Source organism: Candidatus Oleimmundimicrobium sp. (genome assembly GCF_030651595.1).
GTDB lineage: Bacteria > Actinomycetota > Aquicultoria > UBA3085 > Oleimmundimicrobiaceae > JAUSCH01.
Genome location: NZ_JAUSCH010000064.1, coordinates 1 through 8532 on the forward strand (window position 1 = coordinate 1; position 8532 = coordinate 8532).

Below are 8532 nucleotides of genomic sequence, written 5' to 3' on the forward strand. Positions count from 1 at the left end.
TATGGAGTATGGAGAAAACCAACTAGCAAACCAGCAATCTGGCCAACAAACTACCGACTCCCCACTAAGAGACTCCCGACTGATAGGATTAAAGGACAGATTATCGGGCAAATTAAGGCAAATGGAGACGAAGGACGTCCAAAACCAGAAACGGAAGAGAAGAAATAGTGGAAATGTCTTATCAAATAAAAATTGAGGGTTTTGAAGGACCTTTTGACCTTCTTTTAAATTTAATAATGAAACAAAGACTTGATATTTATGATGTCCCAATTGCTGAAATAACCGAACAATATCTCTCTTATGTTGAGCAATTACAGACTGTGAATTTGGAAACTGCCAGCGAATTTTTGCTGGTTGCAGCCACACTGGTGGAAATGAAATCTGCAAATCTTCTTCCAGGAAAGGTTGAATATTTTGAGGAGGATGAAATCTCCCCCAAAGAGGCAAGGCAAAACCTTGTTGCTCGTTTAGTTGAGTATAAAAAATTTAAAAACGCTTCCTTAAGTTTAGCTACGAGGCTGGAATCGGAGAGCCGGTATTATAAACGGGAAGTAGGTCCGGAGGAAAAATTTCTCAAACTTTTGCCCGATTTTTTAAAAGACGTGTCAATTGACGATTTAGCCGATGCGATAATAAAACTTCTTGTCAAGAAAAATGCCTTAATTATTGATACTTCACATGTGATTCCCACATCCATCGATATTAAGAAAATTTTTTCAACGGCAGCTGACAAGTTAAGGCGTACAAAAAATCAAACTTTTCGTGAACTTACGGCCGATTGCAAAAACAAAGCTGAGATAGTAGCCTATTTTTTAGTTATTTTAGAGTTCTATAAAAACAGTTTGTTGAAAATTAACCAGGCGGAAAATTTTGGTGAGATTGAGATGAAATTTTGCGAATCTTCAATGCCGGAAAACAATGGAGGAGGTTTATGGAGTCTAACATAAAAGGGGTACTCGAAGCTCTTCTTTTTGTTGCGGACGAGCCCTTAACTTTAAAAAAATTGATTAAAATAACAGGATTTGATGGTGAGTTAATCGAGAAAAATTTAAAGAAATTAGTCGATGAATATCAACAAGGGAACAGAGGGATTCAACTCAGAGAGGTAGCTGAAGGTTATCGCTTTTTTACGCATCCTGCCTACGCTCCCTTCATTGAAGAGCTTGTTCTTTCCGCCGATTATCGAAAGCTCAGTCAAGCTTCTCTTGAAACTTTGGCAATTATAGCTTATAGACAGCCGGTAACACGTTCACAAATTGGTGCCATAAGAGGAGTTAATTCTATGGGAGCCATAGCTTCCCTTCAGGAGAAAGGGTTGATTAAAGAAGTAGGCAGGGAACATGGGCCAGGACAACCTATTTTATACGGGACAACGAAAATCTTTCTTGAAAACTTTGGCTTGAAAAACATTAAAGAATTACCTCCCCTTAAAGATTTTGCGCCTGATGATGAAACAATAGAACAACTTCAGCTAACACTAATGGCAGATCGTGTTGAAAAGATAGAGAAGGAAAGCTAGCAGATGGCTGATGGCAGATAGCAGATGGCGAATAGAGTATGGAGTATGGAGTATAGTAAAACCAGTAATCTGGCCAACAAACTCCCGCCTGCCCGCCTCTGGAGGGACTCCCAACTAAGAGACTACCGACTGACAGGGTAAGGGGTAAGGTCAGGATTAAGGATAACAGGTAAAGTTAAATGGAGAGTAAAGAGACAAAACGAAAAAAAAGTTTCCAAATCCCAACTAACGACTCCCGAATAGATAGACATTTGCAAAGGTTGCAAAAGGTGATGGCGGAGGCGGGTGTTGCTTCACGCCGGAAGTGTGAAAAATTAATAGCGGAGGGAAAAGTTAGGGTAAATGGTGAAATTGTCAAAGAACTTGGTTTTAAAGTCAACCCCTCAAAAGATGTTATTGACATAGAAGGCAAAATACTTAAAATTCCAGAAAAAATTTATCTTATGTTAAATAAACCAGTCGGTTATCTAACCTCGGTAAGTGACCCTTTTAATAGGCCAACTGTTATGGATTTAGTAAAAGAAAAAGCGAGAGTTTTTCCCGTAGGCCGTCTTGACAAAGAGACCGAAGGTCTTTTAATTTTTACCAACAACGGCGAGCTTGCCCACAGACTAATGCACCCAAGTTTTAAGTTTAAAAAGACTTATGTTGCTGAAATTGACGGATATCCAACTGAAGAATCATTAACTAAATTAAGAAAAGGAGTAGAATTAGATGACGGTATTACTTATCTGGCTGAGGTTAAGCTTTTAAAAAAACGAACCAAGAATTCGGTAATTGAGATTTCCATATCAGAAGGACGCAAGCGTCAGGTCCGAAGAATGTTTAAAGCAATCGGGCACAACATAATTAAATTAAAGAGGATAAATTACGGTCCTCTCTCAGTTGAGGGATTAAAGTTGGGCGAATATCGTTATCTTACAGATACAGAAGTTAAATTATTAAAGAAAGAAATAAATCTTGAGAGTAAGGAGGAGATTTTATGAAACTCGAAAAAGAAAAATTTTATCGAATTTTAGCACCTAGGCCGGCAGTTTTAATAACAACAGCGGATAAAAAAGGGAGGTCGAATGCGGCACCCTTCAGTTTTGTTATGCCAGTTTCTTCTAACCCACCGCTGGTCGCCTTTGCCTCTGCGCCACAGAGGCACACTTTAGCCAACATTAGAGAAACCAGAGAATTTGTGATAAATATGTCATCGGAGAATATTCTAAATAAATTATGGATTTGCTCTGAAAAATTTCCAAAGGGCGTTAGCGAGATTGAGAAAGCGTCTTTTACCAAAACAAAATCAACAATGGTTTCGGTCCCCAAAATTGAAGAGAGCTTTGGTTGGCTCGAATGTATTTTAGAGTTCGAAAAAGAAGCCGGAGATCACGTAATTGTAATTGGCAGGATTGTGGACGTTGAGGTAAAAGATATTTTTTGGAGAGAGGAAAAACTCGATGTTCCAAAAGCGAAACCGTTGCTTCATGTCACGGGTAAGGATTTTGTCGTTGCTGAAAGAGTTGTAAGTGTCGATTAAGTAAATTGGTAATTTGACTTACTGGGCTACTTTGAATAACATTAGTTTAATTTAATAATACTTTGGGTATAAGGGAAGGCCGTGAAAATCGGCCACGGACCCGCCACTGTAATCGAGGACGAAAGCTGCGAATTTGCCACTGCTCCATTATTGATGGGGTGGGAAGGTACAGCGATTAGGATGAATCGAAAGTCAGGAGACCTGCCTAAAGTAAGAAAACCTTCGTGGATTGGGGTGATAAAAAATGAAAGAAACTTAGTGCCTATCCTCAAGCGGAGCTTGAGGTTTTTTGTTTTTGTGCTTAATTTTTAAAATATAAATTATAGGAGGTAGATTAGTGAGGAAATTTACAAAAATAACTGCAATCTTGTTGAGCATTTTGATGTTGACGGTTTTTGTTGTGGGTTGTGCATCGCAAAACAAAGAGGTGATTGAGTCAGACAAATTAAAGACAGAGAAGGTCGTTGAAACACTTTCTTTTCCTTTAAAACTTATCGACGATGCTGGAAGAGAAATTGAGGTTCAAGAAGAACCCGAAAGGATAATTTCTTTAGCTCCAAGCAATACCGAAACATTGTTTGCCCTGGGTCTTGGGGACAAAGTAGTAGGAGTTACTGATTTCTGCGATTATCCGGAGGAAGCAAAATCCAAAGATAAAGTTGGCGGGTTTAGCGATCCTAATATTGAAAAGATAATCGAATTAAAACCGGATTTAGTTCTGGCTACCGGCATGCACGGGGAGATTCTAAAACAACTTGAAGATGTAAATGTTGTCGTTTTTGTTGTCGATCCTAAAAACATTAAAGATGTTATTGAGAGCATAGAGACTGTTGGAAAATTAACGGGACAAGCCGATGCTTCCAAGAATTTAATAGCGGATATGAATGAAAAAATAGATGGTGTTAAAACTAAGGGTGCAAACTTGTCTGATGGACAAAGACCGTTGGTCTATTACGAAGTTTGGAATGACCCAATAATGACTGTTGGCCCGGGTACTTTGATATATGAGATTATTGAAATGGCTGGGGGAGAAAATATCGCTGCTGACTCTAAAGAAGAATATCCTCAGCTTAGCGTAGAAGTTTTAATTGAGAAGGATCCTCAGATTATCATTGCTCCAAAGGGGAGCATGGGTGAGCCGGGGGCAGTAAAAGAGAGGAAGGGCTGGGAAAACATTTCGGCTGTTCAGGATGGAAAAGTGTATGTTGTCGATGAGAACCTTCTTGTAAGGGCTGGTCCTAGAATTATTGATGGCCTTATGGAAGTTGCAAAGATTCTTCACCCTGAACTTTATTGATGCATAGAACAGATAGCTAAAAAGCAGTCAAAAGTCAAATGTTAAGGGTATAGGGTAACGGGAGCTGGCGACGTAGCAACATAGCGACTTAGTAGCCAAGAAACTAAGGAACCAGAAAACTCCCGACTCCCTATTGCCCGCCTCTAGCGGGACTAAGAGACTCCCGACTGATGGGTGTTAAATGCATAAATTTAAAGGGAAAAACATAATTTACATATTGTTTCTCTTGGTTTTACTTGGAGGAATTATAATTCTGGCGGCTTCGCTAGGTGCTGTTTCAATCCCGTTTGTTACTACATTAAAAATTATTGCAAGTAAAGTTTTTGGCACGAAGCTGACACTGGATGAGAACATATTGAGCATTTATGAAACAATACTTTTCAAGGTTAGATTTGCCAGGGTTGTTCTAGCCGTTCTTGTTGGCATTGCGTTGTCGGTCGCCGGTGTAGTTTATCAGGGAATATTTAAAAATCCGATGGCCGACCCATACATTATAGGTGTATCATCCGGGGCGGCTTTGGGAGCAACGCTTGCGGCGATAGTTTTTAAAGGGTTCGGAGTGTTGGGTTTTTCGCTCGTTCCCGTACTTGCCTTTGTCGGCGCGACCATAACGATATTTTTTGTTTACAATTTAGCCAGAACGGGTACCAAGGTTCCCGTGGCAACGCTTCTTCTTGCCGGTGTTGCCATAGGGGCATTGCTTCACGCCATAACATCTTTTGTAATGGTGCTTGGAGGCAAAGACCTTCATTTCATAATATTTTGGCTCATGGGAGGATTTTCATCTAAAAACTGGGATCACGTGATGGTGGTACTCCCGTTCTTGGCGGTGGGATTACCGCTAGTTTTCTACTTTTCTAGAGATTTAAACCTCTTGCTTCTTGGTGAAGAAAGAGCCCAGCAGCTTGGAATCGAAGCCGAAAAAATAAAGAAAATACTAATCGTGGTGGCTTCTTTGTTGGCAGCTTCGGCGGTCGCGGTTAGCGGAATAGTTGGTTTTGTTGGTTTAATTGTGCCACACATGGTTCGTTTAGTAACCGGCCCCGACCACAAAATTTTAATTCCTTGTTCCGCTTTATTTGGAGCATCTTTTGTTGTTTTCTCCGATTTGTTAGCGAGGACATTGATGGCCCCGACCGAAATTCCCCTAGGCGTAATAACGGCCCTTTTTGGAGCACCGTTTTTTATTTACTTATTAAAGAGAAGCAAGAGAGGTTTATTTTAGATGCTGGAACTTAAGAATGTTCACTGCGACTATGGTAATGGGGAAGAAATCATAAAGGGCATTAGCTTATCTGTTAGCAAAGGTGAGTTTGTGGGCATAGTTGGGCCCAACGGCTGTGGAAAATCCACCTTGGTTAAAGGAATTTCGGGCGTTCTTAAAAGCAAAGGAGAAATTTTAATTGAAGGCAAAAGTTTGGTAAATTTGTCAGCAACTCAAATTGCAAGGAAACTCGCGGTGGTTCCACAAAGTTTTCATACGGAGTTCTCTTTTACGGTCTATGAGATAGTTTCAATGGGAAGGACCCCATATCTTGGAAGATTTCGTGCTGAAACTTCAGAAGACTTTTTTGCAATAGAGCGCGCCATGAAAGCTACGGATACATTTCATCTTGCTAACAGAAAGATTAATGAACTTTCCGGTGGGGAGAAACAGAGGGTGGTGATCGCCCAAGCAATTGCTCAGGAGCCAAAAATTTTGATTTTAGATGAGCCAACCTCACATCTGGACATAAATTATCAACTTGAAATCATGGAACTTGTAAAAAAATTAAATATTGAAGGGCTAATCGTTATCGTAGTTATCCATGATCTTAATTTAGCTGCGATCTATTGTGAAAGACTCGTTATATTGAAAGACGGCATAATTCTTGATGATGGACCAATCGACCAAGTCTTAACCACCGAAAATATTTCCAAAGCTTTTGGGGTAGATGTTTTGGTTCATCGCAATCCATTAACGGGAAAACGTTATATTACAACTATTCCAAAGACAGACAGGTTGGGGGAGACGAACGGGATAAAGGCGCATATAATTTGCGGTAGCGGAGCAGGCGTTTCGATAATGCATGACCTAAAAAAGATGGGCTATTGTGTTTCAGTGGGAGTTTTAAATGTGTTGGATACTGACGAAGAAGTTGCTGAAAAAATTGGGGTTGAAGTTATATCGGAAGCACCTTTTTCATCAATTTCCGATGAAGCGTTTAAATTAAATTTAGAGGCAATTAAAGAAGTTGATTTTGTGGTGTTGGCAAATATTCCTATAGGTGAAGGGAACTACAAAAATTTGTTGGCAACAGAAAGAGCTATGAAAATGGGAAAAAAGGTAATCATCTTAGAAAAAACGCCGATTGAAGAGAGAGATTATACGGGGGGGGAAGCCTCAAAATTAATTGAGGTACTTTACCAACAAGGAGCAATTAAAGCTAAAAATAATAACGATATTCTAAAGGCTATGGGAGAGAAAAGCTGATGTCGGAATTAACTTTTATTTTAGGGGGAGCAAGGTCGGGGAAGAGTTTTTTTGCTGAAAAGATGGCATCAAAAGCTAAGAAAGTTGTTTATATAGCTACGGCCGAAGCCTTAGACGACGAAATGCGGACAAGAATAGAAAATCATAAAAGGGAGAGAGCTTTAAATTGGGTAACTTTAGAAGCACCCGATGATTTGATGGAAACATTACGTCAAATTGACTCTGGGGTCGATGTAGTAATTGTGGACTGCTTAACCCTTTATATTTCAAATTTAATGAGAAAGTTTTCAGAAAAAGAAGTGTTTGATGACATTTCCAAAGCCCTTAACGTGGTGAACAATTTTAAAGGTAAAGTTATATTTGTTTCAAATGAGGTGGGCCTGAGCATTGTTCCCAACAACAAACTTGCTCGTGATTATAGGGATATTCTCGGCAAAGTTAATCAGTTGGTTGCTGAGGCAGCAAAAGAAGTTTACTTGATGGTTGCGGGAATACCGATGAAGGTTAAATAGCAGATGCTTGCCCGCCGCTGGCGGGGCAGATAGCTGATGGCAGATGGCGAATAGAGAATGAAACAGTTCTTTCTCGTCATTGCGAGCGGAGCGCGGCAATCTCAAACTCACTGTCATTGCGTCTGCCCGCCTCTGGAGGGTTTACCCGCCGGAGCATTGTCGAAGGAGGGTCGCCCACGAGCAACCCACCCGGACTTAGAAACCTAAATTTTTTAAAAAACTTTAATGAACGAGAAAACTCTTTTGATTTTCCTGGCGGCTGGAGTCTGGAAGCTGGTAGCTATTTTTGAATGATATAGCATGTAGCTGATAGTTTATGGCTGTTGCCTACCGGCAGGCAGGTCTTGCTCGTCCAAGAAAACGAAGCAAAAGAAGGACGGCCGATCATTTTTTGACGGCTCCGAAATAACGGTTGTTCAGGCGCCTGCAGAACTCGCTCCGATAAATCGAAGCTCAAACAGCTTCGGCTTGTTTCCTGAACAACCTATTTCTCTGCCTAAAAATGATATGGCATATAAAAAAGCGTGCTCATATGCTTGCCCGCCTCTGGAGGGTTTACCCGCCGGAGCATTGTCGGAGGAGGGTCGCTGTCCACCCGGCCCACGGGGTTTTAAAAACTAAAAACAAAAACAGCTTCGGTCGAAACCCCGCTTCATCGATTGTTCGTCGGCGCTCTCATAAATCACCTTCGAGCAACCCTCCCGGACTTAGAAACCAAAACCAATAAAAAACTCTTTTGATTTTCCTGGCGGCTGGAGTCTGGAAGCTGGTAGCTATTTTTGAATGATATAGCATGTAGCTGATAGTTTATGGCTGTTGCCTACCTGCCGGTAGGCACGGCGCGCGCCTACTCAGTCGATTCTCTCATTGCGAAACTTTACTTCCTTCATTTTCTTGCTCGTCCAAGAAAACGAAGCAAAAGAAGGACGGCCGATCATTTTTTGACGGCTCCGAAATAACGGTTGTTCAGGCGCCTGCAGAACTCGCTCCGATAAATCGAAGCTCAAACAGCTTCGGCTTATTTCCTGAACAGCCTATTTCTCTGCCTAAAAATGATATGGCATATAAAAAAGCGTGCTCATATGCTTACCCGCCGGAGCATTGTCGGAGGAGGGTCGCTGTCCACCCGGCCCACGGGGTTTTAAAAACTAAAAACAAAAACAGCTTCGGTCGAAACCCCGCTTCATCGATTGTTCGTCGGCGCTC

General features: G+C 41.0%; 9 protein-coding genes and 1 riboswitch. All 9 genes read left to right on the plus strand.

All coding sequences use genetic code 11. The features are described 5' to 3' along the window. The first annotated feature begins 173 nt into the window (after positions 1-173). Positions 174-947 carry a segregation/condensation protein A gene (locus Q7U95_RS04310; RefSeq protein ID WP_308752158.1) on the plus strand — a complete coding sequence of 258 codons (774 nt, stop codon included), beginning with the start codon at positions 174-176 and terminating at the stop codon, positions 945-947. Then, positions 932-1519 carry an SMC-Scp complex subunit ScpB gene (gene scpB / locus Q7U95_RS04315; RefSeq protein ID WP_308752142.1) on the plus strand — a complete coding sequence of 196 codons (588 nt, stop codon included), beginning with the start codon at positions 932-934 and terminating at the stop codon, positions 1517-1519. The genes Q7U95_RS04310 and scpB overlap by 16 nt, the downstream gene beginning before the upstream one ends. Before the next feature lie 179 nt (positions 1520-1698). Further along, positions 1699-2505, plus strand: coding sequence for a pseudouridine synthase (locus tag Q7U95_RS04320; protein WP_308752144.1), 807 nt, complete (start codon positions 1699-1701; stop codon positions 2503-2505). Further along, complete coding sequence (locus Q7U95_RS04325) at positions 2502-3044, plus strand: flavin reductase family protein (RefSeq protein WP_308752146.1); 543 nt, start codon at positions 2502-2504, stop codon at positions 3042-3044. The genes Q7U95_RS04320 and Q7U95_RS04325 overlap by 4 nt, the downstream gene beginning before the upstream one ends. Before the next feature lie 26 nt (positions 3045-3070). Beyond that, a riboswitch (cobalamin riboswitch) is annotated at positions 3071-3268 on the plus strand. A gap of 113 nt (positions 3269-3381) precedes the next feature. After that, positions 3382-4341 (plus strand): cobalamin-binding protein, encoded by a 960-nt coding sequence (locus Q7U95_RS04330; RefSeq protein ID WP_308752148.1) that lies wholly within the window; start codon positions 3382-3384, stop codon positions 4339-4341. 181 nt (positions 4342-4522) lie between these two features. Next, a complete protein-coding gene (locus Q7U95_RS04335) occupies positions 4523-5566 on the plus strand; it encodes an iron chelate uptake ABC transporter family permease subunit (RefSeq protein WP_308752150.1) in 1044 nt (347 codons plus the stop codon). Next, on the plus strand, positions 5567-6814 hold the full coding sequence (locus Q7U95_RS04340) for an ABC transporter ATP-binding protein (protein ID WP_308752152.1): 1248 nt from the start codon (positions 5567-5569) through the stop codon (positions 6812-6814). Further along, positions 6814-7326, plus strand: a complete 513-nt coding sequence (cobU, locus tag Q7U95_RS04345; protein ID WP_308752154.1) for a bifunctional adenosylcobinamide kinase/adenosylcobinamide-phosphate guanylyltransferase — start codon at positions 6814-6816, stop codon at positions 7324-7326. The genes Q7U95_RS04340 and cobU overlap by 1 nt, the downstream gene beginning before the upstream one ends. Positions 7327-8135: 809 nt before the next feature. Next, positions 8136-8285: a hypothetical protein gene (locus Q7U95_RS04350; protein WP_308752156.1), complete on the plus strand. Its 150-nt coding sequence runs from the start codon at positions 8136-8138 to the stop codon at positions 8283-8285. Positions 8286-8532 lie beyond the last annotated feature (247 nt).